Annotated in this window: 21 protein-coding genes and 1 tRNA gene; 11 read left to right on the forward strand and 11 right to left on the reverse strand. The window is 33.4% G+C overall.

The genetic code is table 11. The features are described from left to right. Positions 1-28: 28 nt before the first annotated feature. From accB to pdxA, 5 genes are all read right to left on the reverse strand, one after another. Complete coding sequence (gene accB, locus PK35_RS04630) at positions 29-514, reverse strand: acetyl-CoA carboxylase biotin carboxyl carrier protein (protein WP_044625515.1); 486 nt, start codon at positions 512-514, stop codon at positions 29-31. A gap of 36 nt (positions 515-550) precedes the next feature. Next, positions 551-1,546, reverse strand: coding sequence for a beta-ketoacyl-ACP synthase III (locus PK35_RS04635; protein ID WP_044625516.1), 996 nt, complete (start codon positions 1,544-1,546; stop codon positions 551-553). A gap of 182 nt (positions 1,547-1,728) precedes the next feature. Continuing rightward, a complete protein-coding gene (gene rpmF, locus PK35_RS04640; RefSeq protein ID WP_042496062.1) occupies positions 1,729-1,929 on the reverse strand; it encodes a 50S ribosomal protein L32 in 201 nt (66 codons plus the stop codon). Between the two features lie 8 nt (positions 1,930-1,937). Further along, complete coding sequence (locus PK35_RS04645) at positions 1,938-2,480, reverse strand: YceD family protein (RefSeq protein ID WP_044625517.1); 543 nt, start codon at positions 2,478-2,480, stop codon at positions 1,938-1,940. A 136-nt stretch (positions 2,481-2,616) separates the two neighbouring features. After that, on the reverse strand, positions 2,617-3,660 hold the full coding sequence (gene pdxA / locus PK35_RS04650; RefSeq protein ID WP_044625518.1) for a 4-hydroxythreonine-4-phosphate dehydrogenase PdxA: 1,044 nt from the start codon (positions 3,658-3,660) through the stop codon (positions 2,617-2,619). 66 nt (positions 3,661-3,726) lie between these two features. Here pdxA and PK35_RS04655 point away from each other — a divergent pair, with 66 nt between their 5' ends. After that, positions 3,727-4,317, forward strand: a complete 591-nt coding sequence (locus tag PK35_RS04655) for a riboflavin synthase (protein ID WP_044625519.1) — start codon at positions 3,727-3,729, stop codon at positions 4,315-4,317. A gap of 8 nt (positions 4,318-4,325) precedes the next feature. Here PK35_RS04655 and PK35_RS04660 read toward each other — a convergent pair whose 3' ends face one another. The 3 genes from PK35_RS04660 to mce all read right to left on the reverse strand — a co-directional run bounded on the left by PK35_RS04660 (position 4,326) and on the right by mce (position 5,726). Then, positions 4,326-4,520 (reverse strand): hypothetical protein, encoded by a 195-nt coding sequence (locus PK35_RS04660; RefSeq protein ID WP_044625520.1) that lies wholly within the window; start codon positions 4,518-4,520, stop codon positions 4,326-4,328. A 652-nt stretch (positions 4,521-5,172) separates the two neighbouring features. Then, positions 5,173-5,246: transfer RNA gene (locus PK35_RS04665), tRNA-Ile, on the reverse strand. A gap of 75 nt (positions 5,247-5,321) precedes the next feature. Beyond that, a complete protein-coding gene (gene mce / locus PK35_RS04670) occupies positions 5,322-5,726 on the reverse strand; it encodes a methylmalonyl-CoA epimerase (protein ID WP_044625521.1) in 405 nt (134 codons plus the stop codon). Between the two features lie 81 nt (positions 5,727-5,807). On the opposite strand from mce, the gene rbfA reads away from it, so the two are divergent. After that, on the forward strand, positions 5,808-6,203 hold the full coding sequence (gene rbfA / locus PK35_RS04675) for a 30S ribosome-binding factor RbfA (RefSeq protein WP_044625522.1): 396 nt from the start codon (positions 5,808-5,810) through the stop codon (positions 6,201-6,203). Positions 6,204-6,246: 43 nt separating this feature from the next. Beyond that, positions 6,247-7,452, forward strand: a complete 1,206-nt coding sequence (locus PK35_RS04680) for an ABC transporter permease (RefSeq protein ID WP_044625523.1) — start codon at positions 6,247-6,249, stop codon at positions 7,450-7,452. 443 nt (positions 7,453-7,895) lie between these two features. On the opposite strand, the gene PK35_RS04685 is transcribed toward PK35_RS04680, so the two are convergent. From PK35_RS04685 to PK35_RS04695, 3 genes are all read right to left on the reverse strand, one after another. Then, on the reverse strand, positions 7,896-8,174 hold the full coding sequence (locus tag PK35_RS04685) for an Rdx family protein (protein WP_044625524.1): 279 nt from the start codon (positions 8,172-8,174) through the stop codon (positions 7,896-7,898). Between the two features lie 118 nt (positions 8,175-8,292). Continuing rightward, a complete protein-coding gene (dusB, locus tag PK35_RS04690; RefSeq protein WP_044625525.1) occupies positions 8,293-9,288 on the reverse strand; it encodes a tRNA dihydrouridine synthase DusB in 996 nt (331 codons plus the stop codon). An 82-nt stretch (positions 9,289-9,370) separates the two neighbouring features. After that, positions 9,371-11,791, reverse strand: coding sequence for a Plug domain-containing protein (locus PK35_RS04695; protein WP_044625526.1), 2,421 nt, complete (start codon positions 11,789-11,791; stop codon positions 9,371-9,373). Between the two features lie 200 nt (positions 11,792-11,991). Here PK35_RS04695 and lepA point away from each other — a divergent pair, with 200 nt between their 5' ends. The 8 genes from lepA to PK35_RS04735 all read left to right on the forward strand — a co-directional run bounded on the left by lepA (position 11,992) and on the right by PK35_RS04735 (position 25,763). Further along, positions 11,992-13,788 carry a translation elongation factor 4 gene (gene lepA, locus PK35_RS04700; RefSeq protein WP_044625527.1) on the forward strand — a complete coding sequence of 599 codons (1,797 nt, stop codon included), beginning with the start codon at positions 11,992-11,994 and terminating at the stop codon, positions 13,786-13,788. Positions 13,789-13,937: 149 nt separating this feature from the next. Further along, positions 13,938-15,344: a glycogen synthase gene (locus PK35_RS04705; protein ID WP_044625528.1), complete on the forward strand. Its 1,407-nt coding sequence runs from the start codon at positions 13,938-13,940 to the stop codon at positions 15,342-15,344. 6 nt (positions 15,345-15,350) lie between these two features. Continuing rightward, positions 15,351-16,616, forward strand: coding sequence for a glucose-1-phosphate adenylyltransferase (locus PK35_RS04710; RefSeq protein ID WP_044625529.1), 1,266 nt, complete (start codon positions 15,351-15,353; stop codon positions 16,614-16,616). A gap of 3 nt (positions 16,617-16,619) precedes the next feature. After that, positions 16,620-18,527, forward strand: a complete 1,908-nt coding sequence (gene glgB / locus PK35_RS04715) for a 1,4-alpha-glucan branching protein GlgB (protein WP_044625530.1) — start codon at positions 16,620-16,622, stop codon at positions 18,525-18,527. Positions 18,528-18,717: 190 nt separating this feature from the next. Next, positions 18,718-21,117, forward strand: a complete 2,400-nt coding sequence (locus PK35_RS04720; RefSeq protein ID WP_044625531.1) for a glycoside hydrolase family 31 protein — start codon at positions 18,718-18,720, stop codon at positions 21,115-21,117. Between the two features lie 166 nt (positions 21,118-21,283). Then, on the forward strand, positions 21,284-23,170 hold the full coding sequence (locus PK35_RS17105; RefSeq protein WP_052825878.1) for a sensor histidine kinase: 1,887 nt from the start codon (positions 21,284-21,286) through the stop codon (positions 23,168-23,170). Positions 23,171-23,172: 2 nt separating this feature from the next. Beyond that, positions 23,173-23,934, forward strand: a complete 762-nt coding sequence (locus tag PK35_RS04730) for a LytR/AlgR family response regulator transcription factor (protein ID WP_044625532.1) — start codon at positions 23,173-23,175, stop codon at positions 23,932-23,934. A gap of 11 nt (positions 23,935-23,945) precedes the next feature. Beyond that, positions 23,946-25,763 carry a hypothetical protein gene (locus tag PK35_RS04735; RefSeq protein WP_044625533.1) on the forward strand — a complete coding sequence of 606 codons (1,818 nt, stop codon included), beginning with the start codon at positions 23,946-23,948 and terminating at the stop codon, positions 25,761-25,763. Positions 25,764-25,813: the final 50 nt, after the last annotated feature.

Here is a 25,813-nt window from a genome sequence, read left to right on the forward strand (position 1 = left end):
GATTTGTTTTTTGGAATTTTAAAATTGGTTATGATGGATCTACTAAAAATAATGGTTGATCGAATTCTACAGGAGAAGAATCGTCAACTAAAATTTTAACAACTTTACCAGATACTTCTGATTCGATTTCGTTAAAAAGTTTCATAGCTTCGATAATACAAAGCACATCTCCTTCGGCAATAGTTTGCCCTACTTCAACAAATAAAGGTTTATCTGGAGCTGGTTTTCTGTAGAATGTACCAATAATTGGCGATTTAATAGTAATATATTTTGAGTCGTCTGCAGCTTTAGTTTCTGCTGGAGCCGCTGGTGTTGCTGGAGTTTCAACCACAGGTGCCGCCGCTACAGGAGCAGGCTGCGCTATTTGAGGCGCTTGCATTTGATGTACAATAGTTGTATCTGATTCTGATCCGGTTTTAATGGTGATTTTTACATCGTCCATTTCTAATTTAACCTCGCTTGCACCAGACTTGGCAACAAACTTGATTAAGTTTTGAATCTCTTTTAAATCCATAGTTTTATTGAATTAGTGGGTTTTTTGGTTTAAGTATTAAGCGTTATAAGCCCATTTTAAATATATTGAGCCCCAATTAAATCCGCCACCAAAGGCAGCAAAAATAATATTATCTCCTTTTTTAAGTTGCGACTCGTAGTCGTGTAGTAATAAAGGTAAGGTTGCCGATGTTGTATTTCCATATTTATGAATATTCATCATTACCTTTTCTGGTTCTAAATTAATGCGTTCGGCAGTAGCATCAATAATACGTTTATTGGCTTGGTGTGCTGCCAACCAATTTACATTATCTTTAGTTAAATTGTTTCGTTCTAATATTTTTACGGTCGCATCGGCCATATTAAACACGGCATTTTTAAAAACAGTTCTACCTTCTTGAAAAGCGTACTGTTTACCTTCATCTATTGCTTCGTGTGTTATTGGGTTTAGCGAACCACCTGCAGGTGCTTGTAAAAAGTCTCTACCCGTACCATCGCTACGTAAATATTCGTTTTGGTAGCCTAAACCTTCGGTGTTTGGTTCGAATAAAACGGCACCTGCGCCATCGCCAAAAATAATACAAGTGGCGCGGTCTTTATAATTAATTATAGAAGACATTTTATCGGCGCCAATAAGTAATACATTTTTATAACGCCCCGACTCGATATAACTTGAAGCTACCGACATGCCGTATAAAAAGCTAGAACATGCCGCGTCCATATCGAACGAAAATGCATTTGTTGCTCCTATTTCTGAGGCAGTATATGATGCTGTTGAAGCGGCTTTTAAATCGGGTGTAGCAGTAGCCACAATAACCAGTTCGATATCTTTAGGGTCGATACCCTTTTTATTAATAAGGTCTTGTGCGGCTTTTATGGCAAGAAATGAAGTGCCTTTGTCTTCATCTTTTAGTATTCTTCGTTCTTTAATACCAGTTCTAGTGGTAATCCATTCGTCATTAGTATCAACCATAGTTTCCAAAATTTGGTTGGTTAATACATAATCTGGCACATAAGCGCCTACAGCTGTAATTGCTGCAGAAATTTTACTCATAACTTTATAGTTAAATAGGACTAAAAATTATTACAAATCGTACAAAAACGCCCAAATTTTAGTGAAATTACAGAAATTTGGTGTAATAGAATGCAAATTACTAGTTTTTGCGATGTATAAAAAACGTTTTCATAAAAAAAACGCCCAAAAAGAGCGTTTTTCTATATGCTTGCATAATAAATTTATGCTACGTTTTCTACTTCAGAATTGTCAATTAATACTTGACCTCTGTAATAAAGTTTACCTTCATGCCAGTGCGCTCTGTGATATAAATGTGGCTCGCCTGTTGTAGGACAAGTTGCTATTTGTGGCGCAGTAGCTTTGTAATGTGTTCTTCTTTTATCTCTTCTAGTTTTCGAGATTTTACGTTTAGGATGTGCCATTTTATATGTTATTTATCCGTTAATAGATTTTTTAATTTATTCCAGCGAGGATCAATGTCCTCGTTTTGGTCTTTATGTTCTTTTTGCTCGCTAGGGCTTAGTTCTTCTAATTTTTTAAGTATTTCGGAATCTAGACTTCCGTCTTCAACTCCTGGATGCACGCGTTTTGCTGGTACCGCTAACACAATAAGTTCGTACACATACTGTTGTATGTTAATTTCGAATGTGCCATGTGGTATTATAAGTATATCTATATAATCGTCGTTATACTCATCGCCAAACTTTACTACCAAATTAAACTCATTTTCAATGGTTTGGTTGTAAGGTTCGTTTGTTAAATCACAATTTACGTTTACCCATCCCAAGATTTTAAAATGCAACTCTAATAAGGTTGATTTTTTTTCTAACTCAACATTTACAGTTATGTTAGCATCATTAAAATCTTCAAACTCAAAATATTCAAAGAACGCTTTCTCAACTTCATAATCAAAATGATGCTTCCCAATTTTTAATCCCACAAAAGGAATTGTAAACTCTTTTAATGGCTTCATTTTAATCGTATCTATTTTGAGCCTGCAAATATATAAATTTTTATTTACGTAGCGATATTTATAAACATTTTTTTGTTTACTCGTTTAATTTATAGCGCATTAACATTGTTAATTACTTTTATAAAGATAAAAATAATTACTTTTTAGATGCTTTTTTTAACGGATTTGCTGTTAAATCTTCGTAATCCGATCGATTTTTATAAATAGATATAGCACTAAATACGGCTTCTTTAAACGAATTTTCGTTCGCCATTCCTTTTCCTGCTATCTCATAGGCCGTTCCATGATCGGGCGAAGTACGTACTTTACTTAAACCTGCTGTAAAATTAACGCCTTGGCCAAACGATAGTGTTTTAAAAGGCACCAAACCTTGATCGTGATACGATGCAATTACCGCATCGAAACTTTTATAGGTATTGGAACCAAAAAAGCTATCGGCAGCATAAGGACCATAAACGAGTTTACCTTTTTCTTGAATAGCCTTTAGTGTTGGGCGTAAAACCTCGTCGTCTTCAGAACCTATAACACCGTTATCGCCAGTATGTGGATTTATACCTAACACCGCTATTTTAGGTTTTTGTATTCTAAAATCTTGTTTAAGCGATGTGTACAAGGTATTTATTTTATCTTCAATAAGTTTTGGCGTAATGTGGTTGGCAATATCTTTTACCGGAACATGATCGGTAAACAAACCTACACGTAATGTATTTGTAATCATAAACATTAGGCTTTTGCCACCAAGTTCTTTGGCTAAATAATCGGTATGCCCTGGAAAATTAAAGTCTTTACTTTGTATGTTATGTTTGTTTATTGGTGCCGTTACTAAAGCATCAATGGTATTGTTTTTTAAAGCTTCGGTGGCCTTTTGCAACGATCTTAATGCATATTCTCCAATTTTTTGATCTTCTTTACCAAATTCAATTTTTACATGTTCGTTCCAACAATTAAATACATTAAACTTACCAAGCGCTATTTGTTCAATATTATTTATAGCATGAAACTTAATTTCGGAATTAAAATGCTTTTTTAAAAAAGTTATAGTTTTAGCTGATGCAAATACAACTGGTGTGCAAAACTCCATCATTCGAGCATCATCAAATGTTTTTAAAATAATTTCTCCGCCAATGCCATTTAAATCGCCTATTGATATTCCTACTATTATATTTTCAGCTTCCTTCATTTAAAAATGATAACTTTTGTTTGTAATTTTGATGTTGCAAATTTAATTAAATAAACCCACAATAAAATGTTTACAGGTATTATTGAAACTATTGGTACGGTTTCGGCATTACAAACCGAAAAAGATAATCTTCATATTTCAATTAAAAGCTCAATTACAAACGAATTAAAAATAGACCAGAGTGTCGCTCATAACGGTGTTTGCTTAACGGTTGTTAATATAAACAACGATATTTATACGGTTACAGCCATAAAAGAAACCTTAGTAAAAACTAATTTAAGTTCTTTAAAAGTAAACGATAAAGTAAATTTAGAACGCGCTATGAAACTTGGTGACAGACTTGACGGCCATATTGTACAAGGCCATGTAGACCAAACCGCAGTTTGTGAAAGTGTTACCGAAGAAAACGGAAGTTGGATTTTTACATTTAGCTACAACCCTGCATTAAATAACATAACTATTGAAAAAGGCTCGATTACAGTAAACGGAACAAGTTTAACGGTTGTTAATTCGAAAAAAGATAGTTTTAGCGTAGCCATTATACCATATACTTACCAGCATACCAACTTTAACACCTTTACAAAAGACACCATTGTAAATTTAGAATTTGATGTTTTAGGAAAATATGTAGCGCGACTTGTAGAACTAAAGCAGTAAAACGCTAATTATTTTTTACCCAATACCAATTTTTTTACACCATAACATAAGGCAACCACTGCACCCGCAATTACACCACCATCAATAGGTAAGCCATACGGTGGTGGTGGCCCTGGTGGCGGAGGATTATTTTGTGCAACACACACCAAACTTATTAATACAAATAAGATTGAGGCAAATATTCTTTTATTTTGTATTGTCATGGGGTCACAAAAGTATGAAAAAAAGCGAGCTAGCAAAGTAAATATACATCTAATGATCTTTTTTTATCTTTAAACTGTATAAAAATATCGACGAAATACATTTTTATTCATTTTTTCGCTTCAATTTTGAACAAAATATTTACAATGAACTTATGCTTTTTATTTAAGGAACAAATATATGTTTTTTCGGTTAAAACTAAAATATAAACGATTTATGTTACGTTAAATTATAATTAATTTGACATAATTTTACGGTTTTAGTCAAAAAAAACAAAAATCTCATAAACATTTTATAATAAGCCTCTTAAATCTTGATTTAGGTTATGGTTAAAAGTAATAATAAAAGGCAGATTTTACCATTTTATTAACCTGTTTTAAGAAATTTCAACTTTAATATGGTCTTGACTTTCTTTTAAAACCTCTAAATCTATTCCCATTTTCCTGTAATTGAGAACAGATTGTTATACGCTTTCTGGTAAAATCATGCTGCTTTTAGCTGAAAAATAATAGATTACAGCATGTATTATAAATTTTACCGAAACCATTTCAGGACAACATAATCTTTAATACAAACTAGAATAACTGCGTTAATATTATTAAAATGTAGAAATAAAAAAACCGCTCCAAAATATATGAAGCGATTTCTATTAAGTGGTCCCACCTGGGCTCGAACCAGGGACTTTCTGATTATGAGTCAGATACTCTAACCAACTGAGTTATAGGACCCATTAGCAAAAGCTAATACTCTTTTTAAAAAGAGAGTGCAATATTACTACTTATTTTATAACTCTACAAGAAAAATTAATCCTTTATATCTTGGCATAATTCAATTAAAACACCGTTTGTTGTTTTTGGATGCAAAAAAGCCACTAATTTGTTATCGGCGCCTCGTTTAGGCTGTTCGTTTAAAACTGTAAAGCCTTCATTTTTAAGACGCTCAATTTCTGTTTCAATATTACTCACAGCAAAAGCAATATGATGTACGCCTTCGCCCTTTTTTTCAATAAACTTTGCAATGGCACTATTAGGGTTTGTCGCTTCAAGTAATTCTACTTTATTATCGCCAGCTTTAAAAAAAGCAGTGTTTACGGCCTCTAAAGCTACTTCTTCAATTTTGTAATGAGGTGCACCAAGAAGCTTTTCAAATAAAACACAAGAATCCTTTAAACTTTTTACAGCTATACCAATATGTTCAATTTTATTCATTTTAAAGGCGTTATTTGCTGAAGATACAAATTATGGTAATAAAAATAATCTTATTTTTGCACTTTAATAGCATATAACATTTTGGAAGAAAGTCAAAGACAAAAAAAAATAGCATCGGTTTTACAACACGATTTGGTAGATGTTTTACAACGAGCAGCCACCGATGGCGGTATGCGTGGGGTTATAATTTCGGTAAGTAAAGTACGTGTTACGGTCGATTTAAGTATTGCCAAAGTGTATTTAAGCATCTTCCCTAACGATAAAACAAAACCACTTTTAGAAGGTATTCGCTCTAACACGCCACTTATTAGACATGAGTTGGCGCAACGCACAAAAAATCAGTTACGTCGTATGCCTAATTTAGAGTTTTTTATTGATGACTCTTTGGAGTATATCGACAATATAAACAAGTCGTTAAAAGGCGAAGACAACCCTATTAAAGATCCTTCAATTTTAGATAAACGCAAAAAAAAGTAAGTCGCTAAACCCATCTGTGTTTTAGCTTTCTTATCTTTAAAGCATGAATTTTTCGCTTTACATAGCCAAACGCTATTTACACTCTAAAAGTAGCAACAATGCTATAAATTTTATCACTTATATTGCCCTAATTGGCGTTATTTTAGGGGCAGCATCGTTGTTTATAGTATTATCGGGTTTTGCAGGTTTAAAAGATTTTACACTTAAATTTTCTAGTATTTTAGATCCCGACTTAAAAGCCGAAAGTGCTAGCGGAAAATCGTTTTTAATTACCAATAGCGAACTTACTCAGCTTGAAAACATAAAGGAAATAACGCATTTTTCTAAAGTCATTGAAGACCGTGTAGCCATTCGTACCGACGACAAAAACGCCTTAGCAACCATAAAAGGTGTTGATGCAAATTACAAATACATTGCCAGCGTTGATTCTATTTTAGATTACGGCGATTGGTTTGACCAAAAATCCAATCAAATAGTTGTAGGCTGGGGTATTTCAAATAGCCTTTCGCTTGGCGTTTTAGATTTTACAAAACCAATAAACATTTATGTACCCAAACCTGGAACAGGGCAAATAACCTCAACTAAAAATGCATTTAACTCTGTAAGAACCATAAATGTTGGCGTATTTTTTATAAATGAAAGTTTAAATGATGAATACATTTTTGCTCCAATAGATTTGGTGAAGCATTTATTAAATTACCAAGACAATCAACTGTCTTCAATAGAATTTGTTTTAAGTGAAAATGCCAACGAAGCTGAAGTTAAAAACAAAATAAAAGCCATTCTGGGCGACCGGATTACTATAAAAAACCGCGCACAATTAAACGATGCGCTCTACAAAATGCTTAATACCGAAAATTTAGCCGTGTATTTAATTTTTACTTTGGTATTAATAATTGCCTTTTTTAACATTATTGGTTCATTAATAATGATGATTCTTGACAAAAAAAATAGCTTAAAAACCTTATTTAATATTGGTGCAACAGTAAAAGATATAAAGCGAATATTTTTTCTTCAAGGTAGTTTAATGAGTGTTATTGGGGGCATTATCGGGCTTATTTTAGCCTTAATTATTACCTTGATACAGCAACAATTTAATTTGGTAATGATTACACCAACCTTACCTTATCCTGTAACTATAAAGTTTGAAAACGTTGTAATTGTTTTGGTTACCATTTGGGTTTTAGGTATTGTGGCTAGTAAAATTGCTTCTACCCGAATTACGGAGTCTATGGTTAGGAATATTTAGTTTTCCAACGGTTGACAAATAACTAAAAACCGAAACGGACTTAACAAAATAGCTACCTAAACTAAAGTGAGTTCGATTTTAAATATATAAAAGAATAGTCAAAAAATCAATGTAACAGATATTTGTCACCTTGAGCGCAGCCGAAAGGTCTCCTAATAATCCTATATCAATTTGGTTTCGACTACGCTCAACCTGACAAAAGATACTAGTTTACTTATTTTCAAATAAATAAAAGTGAGATTAAATCGAACTCGTATTAAACACTATCATCTGATAACAACTTTGTACCTCAACGACTTTGCGAGCACACAAACCTTAAACGATAATTTTATAAGACTGCTTCGTACCTCGCAGTGACCTATTTAACAAACTCTTTACTTATAAAATCCTCTTTGCGCCTTAGCGACTCACCGAGAAATATTTCCCTCAACGACACCAAAAACCTACTTTTTCCTATCAATATGTCCTAAATCTCGAGTTGGAGCAATGACGTCGCGTACTTTTATTTTTAAAGTTGTAATTTCAGGAAAACCTTTCATCTCTTTTCTAGACCAAATTTTTTCGTCGTTGGCATAAACTTCAAAAATTCCACCAGTTCCTGGTACAAGTATTAATTCATCAATCTCATCATTAAACGTTGAAAGTAATTCTTGAGCCATCCAAGTAGCGCGTAATAACCATTTACATTGGGTGCAGTATGTTATTTTAACGGTTGTTTTCATCGTTTTTATTCCTGTTAGAAATATATAAAATTGCTATACAAAAACCTTTCGTCTATCCTAAAGATGACAAAACACGCTTTATTCAATTTTAATAATCATAAAAGAAGCTTCTCGTTAATTATTCGGTAAATTGATAATTGGCAAATTTTTCTTCTACCTCATCAAAAGCTGCAAAAACATCCTTTGCATCGTCGCTAGTTACCATTTTGGTACGATATTCTTTAAAATGCGGAATGCCTTTAAAATAATTCGTGTAATGTCGTCTGGTTTCCAGAACACCTAGAATTTCGCCTTTCCAATCGATACTCATTTGTAAATGTCGGCGAGCAGCATCCACACGTTCTTGCATACTTATTGGTGCCAAATGCTCACCTGTTGTAAAAAAGTGTTTCACTTGTTTAAAAAACCATGGATTACCAATACTAGCACGACCAATCATACAACCATCTAACCCATATTCATCGCGCATTTCCACGGCTCGTTCTGGCGTATTTACATCGCCGTTTCCAAATACTGGAATATGCATGCGTGGGTTGTTTTTTACTTGTGCAATTGGTTTCCAATCGGCATTACCTTTATACATTTGCGCACGTGTACGCCCATGAATAGCAATGGCTTTACAGCCTACATCTTGCAAGCGTTCGGCAACTTCAACAATTTTTATAGAGTCGTGATCCCAACCCAATCGAGTTTTTACGGTAATAGGAATACTGCTGCGCTTAACCATTTCGGCAGTGAGTTTTTCCATCAGGCAAACATCTTTTAAAATACCCGCGCCAGCGCCTTTACTTACTACTTTTTTTACCGGACAACCAAAATTTATATCGATAATATCTGGTTTCGATTCTGATACAATATCGATGGTTTGCAACATGCTATCTAAATTAGCACCAAATATTTGAATACCAACAGGACGCTCTTTTTCGTAAATATCGAGCTTCATAACACTTTTAGCAGCATTACGAATAAGCCCTTCGCTAGAAACAAACTCGGTGTAAACCACATCGGCGCCTTGTTCTTTACACAATTTACGAAATGGCGGATCGCTTACATCTTCCATAGGAGCTAATAGCAGCGGAAAGTCTGGAAGTTCTATATTACCTATTTTTACCACGATACAATTTTTGTGGCAAAAATACAGTATTTTGGGTAAACATACCTATTGATGATAATAAGACGAATTTTAAAATAAAATTCTACTGCTCAACCGTATAATAAACCGTTTTAACCACAGGAATACCAGAGCCCGTTAACCCTTGTAATTCCACTTTTACTGTGGTTTCAACTTTACTGTTATAAAACTTTAGGGTTGTAGGTTTGTTTTCATCTGGAAATACATACGGATTCCAGTATAGGGTGTTTCTAATATCGTTTTCGGTACTAACATTTAATTTATCGGGTGTAGGCGAAAAAAAAGTACGGGCATTGTAATAGCCATCAATTATTTGAGTAATAGAATGTAATGACGGTTTTGTTGGTATGTTAACCTCGCCACGTTTAGTATAAATTACAATAACACCATTACCACCTTGCCCACCAAAAATAGCGGTATTTGGCCCTTTAAAAGCTTCTATTTTGGCAACGTCAACGGCTTGCATATTACGCACACTTTCTTGATCCCATTGTACACCATCTACCAATATTTGCGCGGGTTGACCGCCGTATCGACTAAAACCTAATTGATTATTCATCACAGAAACCCCAGGCACATTAAATTGAATAAACTGAAAAATATCGCTGTAAACCAGAGTTTTATCATCTACAACAAAAGTATTATCGGCAAAACCATACATGCTTTGTGGTACATCATCTTTTTTTGAGGCTGTAATTTCTACGGCCGCCAAAACATTTTCTGGCGGTACACCATACATCATATATTTTTTATAAATGGCTTCTTTTAATGAATTTTGATTTGTTGTATCTTCAACGTCCAACTTATAATCAAACATTACAGGTAATTCTGGAACCGAATCTAAAATAAACATGCCTCGGCCTTTACCTTTTTGGTTACTTGTATTTAACATCATGGTAGTTTTGCCAGTAAACACCAAATCGTTAAAATTAAAAGCGCCTAACGAATCGGTTAACGTATGAAACAATTGTATTCCATCATCATTTAAAAGCGACAGGGTTACATTACTATCGGGTTTGTTTTTACTACCAAAAAGCTGTTTTACATGTCCGGAAATTTCAAGTCCTTTTTCTGCTTTAAAAATTAAATTATCATGTGTTTTTGCTGCATGTTTCCATAAAAAATCACGCCATCCTTGAGTTAATAATAACAAATCTAAAAACACCAAACGCTTGCTATTATTAGCATCAAAATAAAATCCAGGATTATTTACACGCCCTTTTATATCAGATTCCATTAAAAAATATGAACAAATATTGCTTGTATAATCATTAATTGCTTGTCGTCCGTTTTGGTCCGAAACACTAAGCGAAAAACTCGCAGGAACAGTTTGGTTTTGGCTATCTTTTGAAGTCATTTGTATTACAACTTCTTCGTTGGGTTGGTACGATGTTTTGTTTGTGCTTAAAGACACATTTAAATCATGCGGTTTTTCAATATATACCAAACGTTCACTTTGCGGTTTTTGCGATGCATCGTAAAGCGTTAACTGGCTAATACCTTCGGGGAAATTCTCGGTAGGTAATTCAAAAGATGTATTGTTACTATTTAATGGCTGAGAACCCTCAAAATACGCTATACCACGTGTATTACAAACTAAGGTTACAGGAGCATTACCGGTTTCTTTTAACGTTTTGTTGTTGGTTTTTATAGTAATTATATGTTTATCTTTTAACATACGTGATGCCAGCACATAACCTTGTTGTATAGGCTTTGGTAAATCTATTTTAATTTCGGTTTGGTTTGATGTTTTTATTTTTGCGTAATAGGTTTTATTAGGCAAAGGTTTAAACTGAAATTTACCCATACCATCGTGTAAACTAACAAATAAGGTTACTAAATTATCGGCTTCATCAAACAGTTCTCCTTGTACTTTTATTGGGTTTCCAAAGGCATCTTCGGCTTTAAAAGCTACAACACTCGCAACATTTTCTAACAGCGAACCACCTTCAGGAAAAAAATTAACGCTATAAGAATTTTCAATACTATTTCTTGATTTGTTTTTAGCTGATTTTTTAGACTTATCATTATCTACCATGTTGTAATTAAAAACATCTAGAATTTCAATATTCTTTTTAAAAATTAAAGATTCTTCAAAATTTCTGTTCCAATTCGTATAAGCTCTTAATTGATATTTACCTGGTTTTTGCACCCCCAAAGAATCCGTTAAAATAAAATCGCCATTTCCTAAACCTTGCTCCAATCGGGTTTTGTTGCTTAAAACAACCTTGTTATCTTCAGAAATTAAATCAACATACAACACGCTACTTTTATCAAACAGTAAATTATTGTATGCATAAACCACATAGGCCTTATACCAAAGCGATTCGCCTAACATATATGCATCCCGATCGGTATGCAAATAAATTTTTTCAATATCGGGGACCTTTTTTTGATTTTGAGCGCTAAGATTAAAGGCAAAAAACAGCATTAACAACATATAAATTATATACTGTTTTTTAATTTTTTTTGATGGATGAAGCATGTGGTTTATTAGTTGATATAAGCAATAAATGTAAGACTATAACCAAGTGGAAAGGTTTAATTTTCAGTTAAATTTTTCAACATTTTAAAAAAAATGAAGCTTTTATACAAAGTCGATACAAATTTTAGCCACTTACGATGTTTTAAGCTCATGCAAAAACACATATATTTGCAAACTAAATCTATTTTTAGGTTAGCTATATGAAGAATATTAGAAACTTTTGCATTATTGCACATATTGACCATGGTAAAAGTACCCTTGCCGATCGTTTATTAGACTACACCGGTTCGGTAACCGAACGTGAAAAACAAGACCAACTTTTAGATAACATGGATTTGGAGCGCGAACGCGGTATTACCATTAAATCGCACGCCATACAAATGGATTATGTTTTTGAAGGCGAAAAGTATGTGCTTAACCTAATTGACACACCTGGACACGTAGATTTTAGTTACGAAGTATCACGATCAATCGCTGCCTGCGAAGGGGCGCTATTAATTGTTGATGCCGCTCAAAGCATACAGGCGCAAACCATTTCTAACCTGTATTTAGCTTTAGAAAACGATTTAGAAATCATTCCAGTTTTAAACAAAGTAGATTTACCTAGTGCCAATCCAGAAGAAGTAACCGATGATATTGTTGATTTATTAGGTTGCGACCCCGAAGAGGTAATTCATGCCAGCGGAAAAACTGGTTTTGGTGTAGATAATATTTTAAAAGCCATTATTGAGCGTATTCCTGCTCCTGTTGGTGAACCTAACGAACCGCTACAAGCCTTAATTTTCGACTCGGTTTACAACCCATTTCGTGGTGTAGAAACCTACTTTAGAGTTATAAATGGTTCTATTAAAAAAAATCAGCAAATAAAATTTATTGCCACTGGTAAAACTTATGGTGCCGACGAAGTTGGTACCCTAAAATTAAAGCAACAGCCAAAGCAAGAAATTAAAGCGGGCGATGTTGGCTACGTTATTACAGGTATAAAAGAAGCTAAAGAGGTAAAAGTTGGTGATACTATTACCGATTCGGCCAACCCAACAAAAAATGCCATTGGTGGTTTCGAAGATGTTAAACCCATGGTTTTTGCAGGTATTTATCCTGTTGATACCGAAGATTACGAAGAACTTCGTGCCTCTATGGAAAAACTGCAACTTAACGATGCCTCGTTAGTATTTGCTCCAGAAAGTTCTGCAGCGCTAGGTTTTGGTTTCCGTTGTGGGTTTTTAGGCATGCTTCATATGGAAATTATTCAAGAACGTTTAGAGCGTGAGTTTAATATGACGGTTATTACAACCGTTCCCAACGTAAGCTACCACGCTTTTACAAATAAAAATCCAGACGAAGTTATTATTGTTAATAACCCGTCTGACTTACCAGAACCTTCAACATTAAACCGTGTTGAAGAACCATACATTAAAGCAACCATAATTACCAAATCCGATTTTGTTGGTAACGTTATGAGCTTGTGTATTGAAAAACGCGGACAAATAACAAACCAAACCTATTTAACCACCGAGCGTGTTGAGCTTAATTTTGATATGCCATTAGCGGAAATAGTTTTCGATTTTTACGATAGATTAAAAACGGTTTCTAAAGGTTATGCGTCGTTCGATTATCATCCTATTGGTATGAAGCAGTCTAAATTGGTTCGTTTAGATGTGTTATTAAACGCCCAATCGGTTGATGCACTTTCGGCTTTAATTCACGCCGATAACGCACATAACATTGGTAAAAAAATGTGTGAGAAATTGAAGGAGTTAATACCGCGTCAGCAATTCGATATTCCTATTCAAGCAGCCATTGGAGCCAAAATTATTGCTCGTGAAACCGTAAAAGCTTTACGTAAAGATGTAACTGCAAAATGTTACGGCGGAGACATCTCGCGTAAGCGTAAACTGCTAGAAAAACAGAAAAAGGGTAAGAAGCGTATGAGACAAGTAGGAAATGTCGAAATACCTCAGCAAGCATTTATGGCTGTTTTAAAACTTAACGATTAGAAAATCATTAATTTTAAAGCTTAAAAATATCTTATTGTTATTAATTCATTTTTAAATTATTAATAATGCATTAATTTCTTTAAAAACAAAAAATGTTTTTAATTTTTGTCGTTTATTTTTGTAAGTTTATACAGAACCAAAAATAAATAATGAAAATTATACACATTAGTGCAGAATGCTATCCCGTTGCTAAAGTTGGAGGGCTTGCAGATGTAGTTGGTGCTTTACCTAAATACCTTAATAATTCTGGAGTTTACTCACAGGTTTTTATGCCTTTTTACGATAATAAATTTACCAAAACTAACCACTTTGATACTATTTATTCTTCCGAAGTTTTTTTAGGTGAAACCACTTATAAATTTAATATTTTAGTACTTCAAGATTCAACATTAGATTTTGATGTGTTTTTTGTTGATATTCCGGATTTACTTTTTAAAGATTACGTGTATTCTTATGAAGATACCGAACGCTTTTTAGCCTTTCAAATAGCAACTTTAGATTGGTTATTAACATGGCACGATTATCCAGATGTAATTCATTGTCACGATCATCATACTGGGTTAATTCCGTTTATGCTTCAAGAGAGTTTTAAATATGAAGATTTTAGGCATATACCAAGTATTTTAACCATACATAATGCGCAATATCAAGGTTGGTTTCCACACGATAAGGTGCACCTAATTCCAGCATTTAATTTCGACAATGTTGGCCTTTTAGATTGGGGCGGAACCATAAACCCATTAGCTGCAGCTATAAAATGCGCATGGCGTGTTAGCACCGTTTCGCCAACCTACATGGAAGAATTGAAAAAAAATGCCAATGGTTTAGAAAGTTTATTAAGCGCCGAAGGCGCAAAATGCTCTGGGATTTTAAATGGCATCGATACCGATGTTTGGAATCCAGAAACCGATGAGTTTCTTATTGAAAATTATACCATAAATACGGTTAATAAAGGAGCTAAAGCAAATAAAAAACACCTTTGTGATGCTTTTAATTTAGACGAAAACAAACCGCTTTTCGCTTTTATTGGTCGATTAGTACATCAAAAAGGCACCGATTTGTTTCCAGAAATTTTTAAAAATGCCCTTAAAAATAACGATCTTAACATTCTACTTTTAGGCTCTGGCGATCCTTATTTAGAAGATAGCCTTAACGCTTTAAAAACAGAATTTGAAGGTAATTATAACACCTACATCGGCTACGACGAAAAACTATCGCATATTATTTATGCTGGCGCCGATTTTCTTTTAATGCCTTCGCGAGTAGAACCTTGCGGACTAAACCAAATGTACTCTCTGCGGTATGGTACCATACCCATTGTTACTAAAATTGGCGGTCTAAAAGATACGGTTATCGATATTGAAGAAACCAATGGTTTTGGTTTTTGTCACGATACCACCAATGTTGCAGAAATTAATGAAACTATTAATCGTGCAGTTAAACTTTATTCAACACCATCAAAATACAAAAAATTAAGAACACAAATTATGACAATTGACCATTCATGGCACGCCTCTGCACAACAATACATCAACCTATATAATTCTATAAACTAAGTAAAAATGATTAATAATAAAGTGCTATCCATTATTCTTGGCGGTGGTCAAGGCTCTCGATTACATCCTTTAACCGAAGAACGCTCTAAACCAGCAGTTCCTATTGCTGGGAAATACCGTTTGGTAGATATTCCTATATCAAACTGTATAAATTCCGATATTAAACGCATTTTTGTGTTAACACAATTTAACTCAGCCTCATTAAATAGGCATATAAAAAACACCTATCATTTTAGCTTTTTTAGTAGCGCTTTTGTTGATGTTTTAGCTGCAGAACAAACCCCTAAAAACAAAGGATGGTTTCAAGGTACAGCTGATGCAGTTCGCCAAAGTATGCACCATTTTGTGCGTCATGATTTTGAATATGCACTAATTCTTTCGGGCGATCAATTATATCAAATGGATTACGATAAAATGATCGCTGCACACGAAGCTGCTAATGCCGAAATTTCTATTGCCACCATTCCGGTAAACGCTAAAGATGCCACCTCATTTGGTATTATGAAAGCCAACGATGAAAATGTAGTTACCTCGTTTATAGAAAAACCAGACGCTAGTTTATTACCAGATTGGACTTCGGAAGTTAGTGAAGAAATGAAAAACGAAGGCAGAAATTATCTTGCCTCAATGGGTATTTATATTTTTAATAGAGACCTGTTAATTAAATTAATGGAAGATGAAACAACCATTGATTTTGGAAAAGAAATTATTCCACAAACCATAACAGAACACATAACGTTAAGTTACCAGTATGAAGGCTATTGGACCGATATTGGTAATATCGATTCCTTTTTTGAAGCAAACATTGGTTTAACCGACGATATTCCAAAATTTAATCTTTACGATAAGAAAAAGCGCATTTACACCAGAGCCAGAATGCTACCAACAACAAAAATTGCCGGTACTCAGTTGGACAAAGCGGTGATATCTGAAGGTTGTATTATTTCAGCTTCAAAAATAGAGCGCTCAGTAATTGGTATTCGTTCTAGAATTGGTAAGGAGTCTGTGGTTAGCAATACCTACATGATGGGTACAGACGCTTATGAAACGCTATTAGAAATTGAAGAAAAACAAATTAAAATTTTAAAAGGTATTGGCGAACGTTGTTTTATAAAAAATGCCATTCTCGATAAAAATTGCCGTATTGGTGATGACGTAACTATTGAAGGAGGTCCTCATTTAGAAAATACAGAAACCGATACGTACGCCATAAAAGAAGGCATAGTAGTAATAAAAAAAGGAGCCACAATTCCGTCAGGCTTCAAGTTATAATATATGGCACACGTTAAAGCACACAGTTTATTTACAGAATTTGATATAAATCTTTTTAAAGCCGGAAAACACTTTAGGCTATACGAAAAATTTGGATCGCACATTATTACTCTCGATGGTATAGAGGGCACCTACTTTGCAGTTTGGGCGCCTAGTGCTAAAGAAGTTTCGGTGGTGGGTGATTTTAATTATTGGACTGGTGACGAACACCAACTTAATGTACGTTGGGACTCTAGCGGTATTTGGGAGGGTTTTATACCTTTTGTTGGTAAAGGCAATTTGTACAAATACAAAATTGTAAGCCATCACCATGGTGTAGTTACCGAAAAATCCGATCCGTATGCACGCCGGTGTGAGCATCCGCCAAGTACAGCATCAATTGTTTGGGAAGACAATTACGGTTGGAAGGATACCGATTGGATGAAAAAACGTAAAAAACACAATGCTTTAAACGCACCATATTCAGTTTACGAAGTTCACTTAGGTTCCTGGAAAAAAAAGGTTGAAGAAAACCGTTTTATGTCGTATTTCGAGCTTGCCGACGAGTTAGTAACATACGTAAAAGACATGAATTTTACCCATGTTGAGCTTATGCCAATTATGGAATATCCTTTCGACCCCTCGTGGGGCTATCAATTAACAGGATATTTTGCACCAACATCGCGCTATGGTTATCCCGAAGAATTTAAATATTTAGTCGATAAGTTACACCAAAACGATATTGGTATTATTCTAGATTGGGTGCCTTCGCATTTCCCCGAAGATGCCCACGGTTTAGGCTTTTTTGATGGATCGCATTTATACGAACACCCCGATAAACGTAAAGGCTATCACCAAGACTGGAAAAGCCTAATTTTTAATTACGAACGCAACGAAGTACGTTCATTTTTAATAAGTAACGCCATTTTTTGGCTAGACCAATACCATGCCGATGGCTTACGCGTAGACGCTGTTGCATCCATGCTATTTTTAGACTATTCGAGAGAAGATGGCGAGTGGGAACCAAACATATACGGTGGTCGCGAAAACCTTGCTGTAATTAGCTTTTTAAAAGAATTGAATAAAGAAGTTTACGCTTCGTTCCCCGATGTGCAAACTATTGCCGAAGAGTCTACAGCTTTCCCAATGGTATCGAAACCAACCGATATTGGCGGCTTAGGTTTTGGCATGAAATGGATGATGGGCTGGATGCATGATACTTTAGAATACTTTCAAAAAGATCCTGTTTACAGAAAATACCATCATAATGAAATAACATTTAGTTTAGCTTACGCTTTTACCGAAAATTTTATGCTTCCGCTATCACATGATGAAGTCGTTTACGGTAAAAACTCCATTTTAGGCCGTATGCCTGGTGATGAGTGGCAACGTTTTGCGAACTTACGTTTGTTATATGGCTACATGTTCACGCATCCAGGAACCAAATTATTGTTTATGGGTAGTGAATTTGGGCAGTACAACGAATGGGATTTTCAAGAAAGCTTAGACTGGAATTTACTCGATTTTATTCCGCATCAAAACTTAAAAAAATACTATAAAGCTTTAAATACTTTTTATAGAAACACACCAGCTTTATATGAAAAACCCTTTGAAGGTGAAGGTTTTGAATGGATAAGTTACGACGACCATGAAAATAGTGTCATCTCATATATCCGTAAAGGCGATAATGCCGAACAAAACGTAGTTGTAATTTGTAATTTAACCCCAAGTTTAAGAGAAGATTATAGAATTGGATTGCCAGTATATGGTAAAATAAACGAAGTTTTTAACAGCGATTCAACCGAGTTTGGAGGTAGTGGTGTTTCAAACAAAAAACCAATAAAAGCCGTAAAAAAACCTTGGAATGGTAAGTCCTTTTCTGCTAAAGTAACTTTACCACCATTATCGGTTATAATTTTTGAATTTTTATAAAAGAAATTGCAAATAAACTTTTATAAAAAGTATAAAAACGCTTATATTTTCAACTTCTTGCGTTATTGCAAAATTAAACACCTAAATTTTTAATCTTTATTAATTTATTAGGTGTTTTTTTAGCGAAAAGAAACGCAAGAGGTTTTTTTATTTTATTAAATTAGATACTTAACCTTATAAAGTATAAGCTATGATACTTAATACAGAATTAGAATATAAAGGAAACTTGTTTCCTTCCAAGATAATAAACTACGAAAAAAACATTAATGTACTTTCTTTTACAGCCGATAATGGGGTTGTTATGCAAATTACAGTTCGTAGAGACAGTATACTTCGCTTTAGATATACAACTACTGGTATTTTTGAAAACGACTTTTCGTATGCCATAACCAAATATGCAAGTAGAGGTTATAATCATTTAGAAGTTGAAGAAGAAACCGATGCTTACATAATTACCACCTCCAAATTAATTTGTAAAGTAGCAAAAGTAGATATGCGTATTTCGCTTTACGATGCTATTGATAATACATTAATTTGCGAAGACGAACTTGGTTTCCATTGGGAAGAAAATTATGCCAATGGTGGTAATGTAGTAAAAATGTCTAAAACCGCGCAAGCTGGCGAATGTTACTATGGTTTGGGCGATAAACCAGTTGATAATAACCTAAAAGGCAAACGTTTTGAAAACTGGGTAACCGATTCGTATGCTTATGGCCGTGATACCGATCCTATCTACAAATCGATACCATTTTATACGGCACTGCACAATAAAAAATCGTACGGTATATTTTTCGATAATTCGTTTCGTTCATATTTCGATTTTTGTCACGAACGTCGTAACATAACTAGTTTTTGGGCTCATGGTGGCGAAATGAATTATTACTTTATTTACGGTCCAGAAATGTCGGAAGTTGTTACAAACTACACCGATTTAACAGGAAAACCACACGAAATGCCAGCGCTTTGGGCATTAGGTTATCACCAATGCAAATGGAGTTACTATCCAGAATCGAAAGTAAAAGAAATCACCTCAAAATTTAGAGCACTCGAAATACCTTGTGATGCTATTTATTTAGATATCGATTATATGGAAGGTTTCCGATGCTTTACTTGGAGTAAAGAGTACTTTCCAGACCCAAAACGCATGGTTAAAGAACTCGCCGACGATGGCTTTAAAACCATTGTAATTATTGACCCTGGAATTAAAATAGACATGGATTATTCGGTGTTTAAAGAAGGATTAGACAATGATTATTTTTGTAAACGTGCCGATGGCCCATACATGAAAGGTAAAGTTTGGCCAGGAGAATGTTATTTCCCAGATTTTACCAACCCAGAAGTACGCGATTGGTGGTCCGATTTATTTCAAGAACTTATTGAAGATATTGGTGTAAAAGGCGTTTGGAACGATATGAACGAACCTGCCGTAATGGATGTTCCTGGAAAATCGTTTCCCGACGATGTAAGACACAATTACGATGGCAACTACTGTAGCCACCGTAAAGCGCATAACGTTTACGGTATGCAAATGGCACGTGCCACCTACCAAGGTTTAAAAAAATTCTCATATCCTAAACGTCCGTTTGTAATTACCAGAGCCGCTTATTCGGGCACACAACGTTATACTTCGAGTTGGACGGGCGATAATATAGCCACTTGGGATCATTTAAATATTGCCAACCTACAAGCACAGCGCATGGCCATGTCTGGATTTTCGTTTGTAGGATCGGATATTGGTGGTTTTGCCGAACAACCAAACGGCGAACTTTATGCCAGATGGATACAATTAGGTATTTTTCATCCGTTTTGCCGCACGCACTCTTCGGGCGATCATGGCGACCAAGAACCTTGGGCTTTTGGCGATACTATAACCAACGTGGTTAAAAAATTTATTGAGCTACGCTATCAATTATTACCTTACTTATACACCGCGTTTTGGCGCCATGTAAGCGATGGTATTCCTATTTTAAAGTCGTTGGTATTGTACGATCAAGAAGATACCCAAACCCATTATAGAAACGACGAATTTATTTTTGGTGAAAAAATACTAGTTTGCCCTGTAAACGCTCCTAACCAAAAAGGACGACGCATGTATTTTCCTTATGGAAGATGGTATAATTTATGGACCGACGAAATTGTTACTGGTGGCCAAGAAATGTGGGTTGATGCCGATTTAGATAGTATGCCTATTTTTGTTAGCGAAGGCGCCATTATACCAAAGTACCCAATACAACAATACGTTGGCGAAAAAACAATTGAAGAACTTACGTTAGATGTTTACTATAAATTAGGTAAAGAAGCTTCGCAAGTTTTCGAAGATGCTGGCGATGGCTACGATTATATAAAAGGCCGTTACAGCCTAAGAGACTTTAAACTTACTGGTAAAGAAGACGAGCTTATTATACAACAATTTAAAACAGGTAAATACATTACTACCTATAAAACATTTAAACTTAATTTACATGGGTTACCATTTAAAATTAAAAAAATTGAAGTAGATAATGTTGAAATACCTATTAAAAACTTAATTTCAACAAGCAATACTTTAGTTTTAGATAAAGAATTTACAGAGCTTCATATTATGGCTTAAATTTTAAATAAAATATTAAAACCAAAAAGGTTAAAAGCTTCAAACCAAAAATTTGAAGCTTTTTTTTATTTCTATCTATCTTAATTACTTTAAAAAATGCTGTTCATCGGAAAAACATTTTAAAAATCAAGGCTTTAAATTTTATTTGTACCAGAACTATTTCCTGATGAAAAAAATCTTACTCATATTAATTATTCTAGCACCACTAGGTTTACTAGTTGTAAATACTTCATCAGAATCATTAGTTACAAACGTTGAAAATGATTCACTTTATAACCAAAACACAAACTTAAATTGGGAATACATAAAAGATAATGTTTTTGGAAACCAGTTAATCACTCGAAAAACGGTGGCTAGAAAAATTAATGGTCCTATTCTATTTACTCTTAACAACGCGAGCAAAAACGATAGTTTAGCCTTAACCGAAATACTATTAGAATTAAAAGAAGTAATACCAAATAAAACGATTGACTATTTTAAAAGCTACACCAAAACTTCTTTTTCCGAGTTTATCGCAAACCCAACAAAAACAGAATTAAATGGTTATTCAAGGCATAATATTATCTCGTCTACTTTAAAATTAAATTTTTACACAGACGATTACATTAACAAAAAAGGTTCCAGCTACGAAACACTAGACTTATACTTTAGTTTTAAGAACACCACATCAACAAAAGAACGAACAAAATATTTACAATCTGAAATTCTAAAAACAATCTGTTTTTTACACAAAAAACCAGATGAAAACTTATTTCTAAATCTAAAATATCCTACCGACGCCCTATTTAACGAACCAACTTACAACGTTTTAAATAAGGAATTTACAGCAATTGATAAATTTTTAGTTAATAAATTGTATTCAAATAACTTTCAAGATGAATTTTCCAATTACATCTACAGTACTTATCCTTGGAGATATGCTAACATTTACCTTAATCCCAGAAAAACACAACTACTAACTTTTACATGCATAGGTTTGTTTTGTATTGTACTTTTTACATTAGCATTTAATTTCTTTGGTAAAAACGACACGTCATTTTTGGGATACTTCTTTGCACTAACTATCATTTTTTTAGGATTAATAATAATTAACGGTTACTACAACTACTTCGTAGATATAGAAAAACCAGGTATTTCAACTCAAAATATAGTATTACTCATTGTTTATATCTTAGGATTTTCATTTGTAAATGCTTCAATTTTATTTGTTATTGAAAGAAAACTAAAAATAATTTCTTTAAGTTTTTCATACCAATTTCTTTTAAAGCTATTATTTACTTTTACTATAATTCAATTACCTATAATTATTGGTTTTTTTATTAATAACCTTCAATTAGATGTATTTATTTCCAATTATACTCCTCTATTTTTTATATCTATTGTTTTAACGCTTGGCCGCGGTTTATTGATGTATCTAAACCATTTTTCGAAGACTTTAATACAACAAAAAGACTTAGAATTAAGTCAGCTAAAAGCTTTAAATGCCAAAAATGAGCTAAAATCGCTTCATGCGCATATAGACCCACATTTTTTATACAATGCCTTAAATTCCATTGCTAGTTTAATGCATGAAAGCGTGAATAAAGCCGAAGATATGATTATATCGTTATCTGATCTATTTCGCTATTCTATAAACAGAAAAGGTAAAAAAATGAGCACCATTGAAGACGAAGTTTTAATGGTAGAAAACTATTTAAGGATTGAAAAAATTAGGTTTGGAGATCGTTTAAAATTCACTTTCAATGTCGATGAAAACCTGCTAGAAAAGCAAATACCCATGTACATTTTGCAACCATTAATTGAAAATGCAGTAAAACATGGTATTAATAAATTAGAAACGCCAGGAGAAATAAACTTAACAATACAACAACGTAGCAACAATTTAGTCATTACAATTAATGATAACGGTGCCGATTTTCCAACAGATTTATATGGCGGCTATGGCTTACAGTCTGTTTACGATTTATTACGATTAAGTTATGGTAATAAAGCTTCAATAAACTGGACCAACGCGCCTAAACAAATTACAATTATAATGCCTACAACCATATAAAAATGAATAAACCATACACCGTTTTAATAATTGACGACGAGCACTTAGCAAGGTTACGCCTTAAAAAACTTGTTGAAAAATTTACTGAAGCATTTACTCTTGTTGGTGAAGCTAAAAACGGTATTGAGGCTTTAAAATTAATTGACGATATAAAACCAGACCTTATTTTTTTAGATATAGAAATGCCAGGTTTAACAGGTTTCGAGCTATTAAAAAAACTAAACCATATACCATTAATTATTTTCTGTACAGCTTTTGAAGATTACTCACTAAAAGCTTTTGAAAGCAATAGTATAGACTATTTAATAAAACCTGTAAAAGAAAAACGTTTAGAACAAACCGTTTTAAAATTACAACAGTTAAAAGATAACTTCTCGAAAGAAAACGTATTAACAGCACTAAGCAATATTGCTTTAAAAAAGAAAGACAATACCATAGCTTCAATAGCAGTAAAAAAGGGCGATAAAATTGTATTTGTAAAACTAGAAGACATCAGCCACTTTAAGGCCACAGAAAAGTATGTTACGCTATTTACAAATAGTGGTTGCGAACTTATAGAACAATCGTTAACCCAATTAGAAAACAAATTACCATCACATTTTTTACGCGTTCACCGCAGTTATTTAATTAACACACATTACGTTAAAGACTTTCAAAAGTATTTTAACAACCGATATATTATAAACTTAAATAATAGTAAAAAAACTATAATTACTTCAGGAAGAAGTTATAAAAACAATATTAAATCATTCATTAATCCGTAAAAAACTAAATCATGAAAAACCTTGTAATTATGTTATTTATAGCTGTTATCACCTTTACAGGGAATGCTAACAACTTAAATATAACAACAAAAGTTAATGATAGCGAGATACCTAAAGAGGTACAAAAGTGGTTAGACAAAGAACTAGCAAATACCACCACAAAAGTACTTGAAGACTTCGAGAGTCCTGAATTTTACACCAGCAAAACAGCCAAAGTAATTGGTTATATAAAAGGTTACGACAAAACCGTTGGTGCAAAAACAGGTATATTCTACTACGATAATCAATTAACACGAGAAAACAACCCGCGTGTTATAGAAATTCATTCCGATGGTCGCTTTGAGTTAGAACTACCATTAGCATACCCAACACAAGATTGTTTTGTAATAAACAAACAGGTTATTAGTTTTTACTTAGAACCAGGACAAAATCTATCAGTAATACTAAACTGGGAAGATATTAAACAATCAAATCGCATTTCTTATCCTTTAAAAAATGTGGTTTACCAAGGTGCTTTATCGAATATAAATAGAGATTTACTGTATTATAAACCAGACTATTCGCATGGCGATTTCCAAAAAAAAGAAGCAACCATGCAGCCCGCACCTTTTAAAAAAGATGTATTAGAATTTAAAGACCTTCATTTAAATAAAATAAATGCTTACTTACAAAGTGGCGATATAGACAAAAAAACAGGCGAATTATTAAAAAACGAAATTATACTTGCCGCCTATTACTTTCTTTTTGATTATTACTCTTTTGGATATTACGGTTCAGGACAACGCAAAGAAAATAAGATTAATGATACTGTTCCTAATGATTATTATGACTTTATAAAAGATTTACCACTGCACAAACAATCTTTATTAGTGAGCAGTCAATTTTCTAGTTTTATAAATCGATTAGAATATGCTGACCCCTTAAAATACAAAGAAAAAACAATTCGTACTTATGGATTTTCACAAGAAAATTTTATAAAATTTTTGGAAAGAAAAAACATAAAAGTGAGTAAAGCAGAAAAAGAAACTGCTGAAATATTTTTAAAAAATAAAGAAAAGACCTCTCCAGATATTCTAAAAAAGATAGGTGAATTTAACACAAAACACCAATCATATTTTAAGGAATATTTAAATCTTGAAAAAGAAAAATCTCAAGATCAAGCTAAACAAAGTTTTAAAAAAACATGGCATATTAGAGATTCTCTAGCTAGTAATTTAGGGGTTAAAAACAATTTAATTTATGAGATTATAAAATCTAGAACATTAAAATTTATTATGGAATCTAGTATTTATACCGATAAAGCTTGGTATTGGTCGCAACTTAAAAACGATATTAAAAGTCCGCATTTAAAAACCCTTGGAGACGATTTGTATAAAAGAGAATTAAACAAACCCGAACATTATAAATTACCAGAAAACGATAAAGGAGCGCAAATTTTTAAAAAGCTTATGGCACCATACAAGGGCAAAATAGTTATTGTTCAGTTTTGGAATCCATACTCCTATTACAAACGAGAAAACCTAAAAAGAATAAAAGAACGACGTAACTATTATAAAAACAATAACGACATCGTATTTTTAAATATTGCTAATAGAAACAGGACTTCAAAGAAAAAACATGACGAGAGTGTAAAAGAAAACGGATTTACAAATGCTATTGGCATATCTCAAGACGATTATAATTATTTAAGACAACTTTTTAAGTTTAACACTTCGGTTCATGATGTATTAGTAGATAAAGATGGTGAAACCGTTTACAACGACAGTTTTGAAGCTCATAATATTGAGTCCTTTTTAATATCGAAATTTAATATTACTGCAGAAAAATAGTGTGCTAAATGTGCTTTTGTTGTTAAATAAAGAAACGTCTATTGTCATCT

The sequence above is a fragment of the Neotamlana nanhaiensis genome, assembly GCF_000943555.1.
Taxonomy (GTDB): Bacteria; Bacteroidota; Bacteroidia; order Flavobacteriales; family Flavobacteriaceae; genus Neotamlana; species Neotamlana nanhaiensis.

Excerpts from the sequence above, each read along its gene's own strand:
- PK35_RS04635 (WP_044625516.1), bottom strand. The coding sequence starts at position 1,546 with ATGAGTAAAATTTCTGCAGCAATTACAGCTGTAGGCGCTTATGTGCCA.
- PK35_RS04710 (WP_044625529.1), top strand. The coding sequence starts at position 15,351 with ATGATTAATAATAAAGTGCTATCCATTATTCTTGGCGGTGGTCAAGGC.
- pdxA (WP_044625518.1), bottom strand. The coding sequence starts at position 3,660 with ATGAAGGAAGCTGAAAATATAATAGTAGGAATATCAATAGGCGATTTA.
- PK35_RS17105 (WP_052825878.1), top strand. The coding sequence starts at position 21,284 with ATGAAAAAAATCTTACTCATATTAATTATTCTAGCACCACTAGGTTTA.
- PK35_RS04645 (WP_044625517.1), bottom strand. The coding sequence starts at position 2,480 with ATGAAGCCATTAAAAGAGTTTACAATTCCTTTTGTGGGATTAAAAATT.
- PK35_RS04730 (WP_044625532.1), top strand. The coding sequence starts at position 23,173 with ATGAATAAACCATACACCGTTTTAATAATTGACGACGAGCACTTAGCA.
- accB (WP_044625515.1), bottom strand. The coding sequence starts at position 514 with ATGGATTTAAAAGAGATTCAAAACTTAATCAAGTTTGTTGCCAAGTCT.
- PK35_RS04685 (WP_044625524.1), bottom strand. The coding sequence starts at position 8,174 with ATGAAAACAACCGTTAAAATAACATACTGCACCCAATGTAAATGGTTA.
- rpmF (WP_042496062.1), bottom strand. The coding sequence starts at position 1,929 with ATGGCACATCCTAAACGTAAAATCTCGAAAACTAGAAGAGATAAAAGA.
- PK35_RS04655 (WP_044625519.1), top strand. The coding sequence starts at position 3,727 with ATGTTTACAGGTATTATTGAAACTATTGGTACGGTTTCGGCATTACAA.
- glgB (WP_044625530.1), top strand. The coding sequence starts at position 16,620 with ATGGCACACGTTAAAGCACACAGTTTATTTACAGAATTTGATATAAAT.
- PK35_RS04695 (WP_044625526.1), bottom strand. The coding sequence starts at position 11,791 with ATGCTTCATCCATCAAAAAAAATTAAAAAACAGTATATAATTTATATG.
- PK35_RS04735 (WP_044625533.1), top strand. The coding sequence starts at position 23,946 with ATGAAAAACCTTGTAATTATGTTATTTATAGCTGTTATCACCTTTACA.
- PK35_RS04720 (WP_044625531.1), top strand. The coding sequence starts at position 18,718 with ATGATACTTAATACAGAATTAGAATATAAAGGAAACTTGTTTCCTTCC.
- PK35_RS04705 (WP_044625528.1), top strand. The coding sequence starts at position 13,938 with ATGAAAATTATACACATTAGTGCAGAATGCTATCCCGTTGCTAAAGTT.
- mce (WP_044625521.1), bottom strand. The coding sequence starts at position 5,726 with ATGAATAAAATTGAACATATTGGTATAGCTGTAAAAAGTTTAAAGGAT.
- lepA (WP_044625527.1), top strand. The coding sequence starts at position 11,992 with ATGAAGAATATTAGAAACTTTTGCATTATTGCACATATTGACCATGGT.
- PK35_RS04680 (WP_044625523.1), top strand. The coding sequence starts at position 6,247 with ATGAATTTTTCGCTTTACATAGCCAAACGCTATTTACACTCTAAAAGT.
- PK35_RS04660 (WP_044625520.1), bottom strand. The coding sequence starts at position 4,520 with ATGACAATACAAAATAAAAGAATATTTGCCTCAATCTTATTTGTATTA.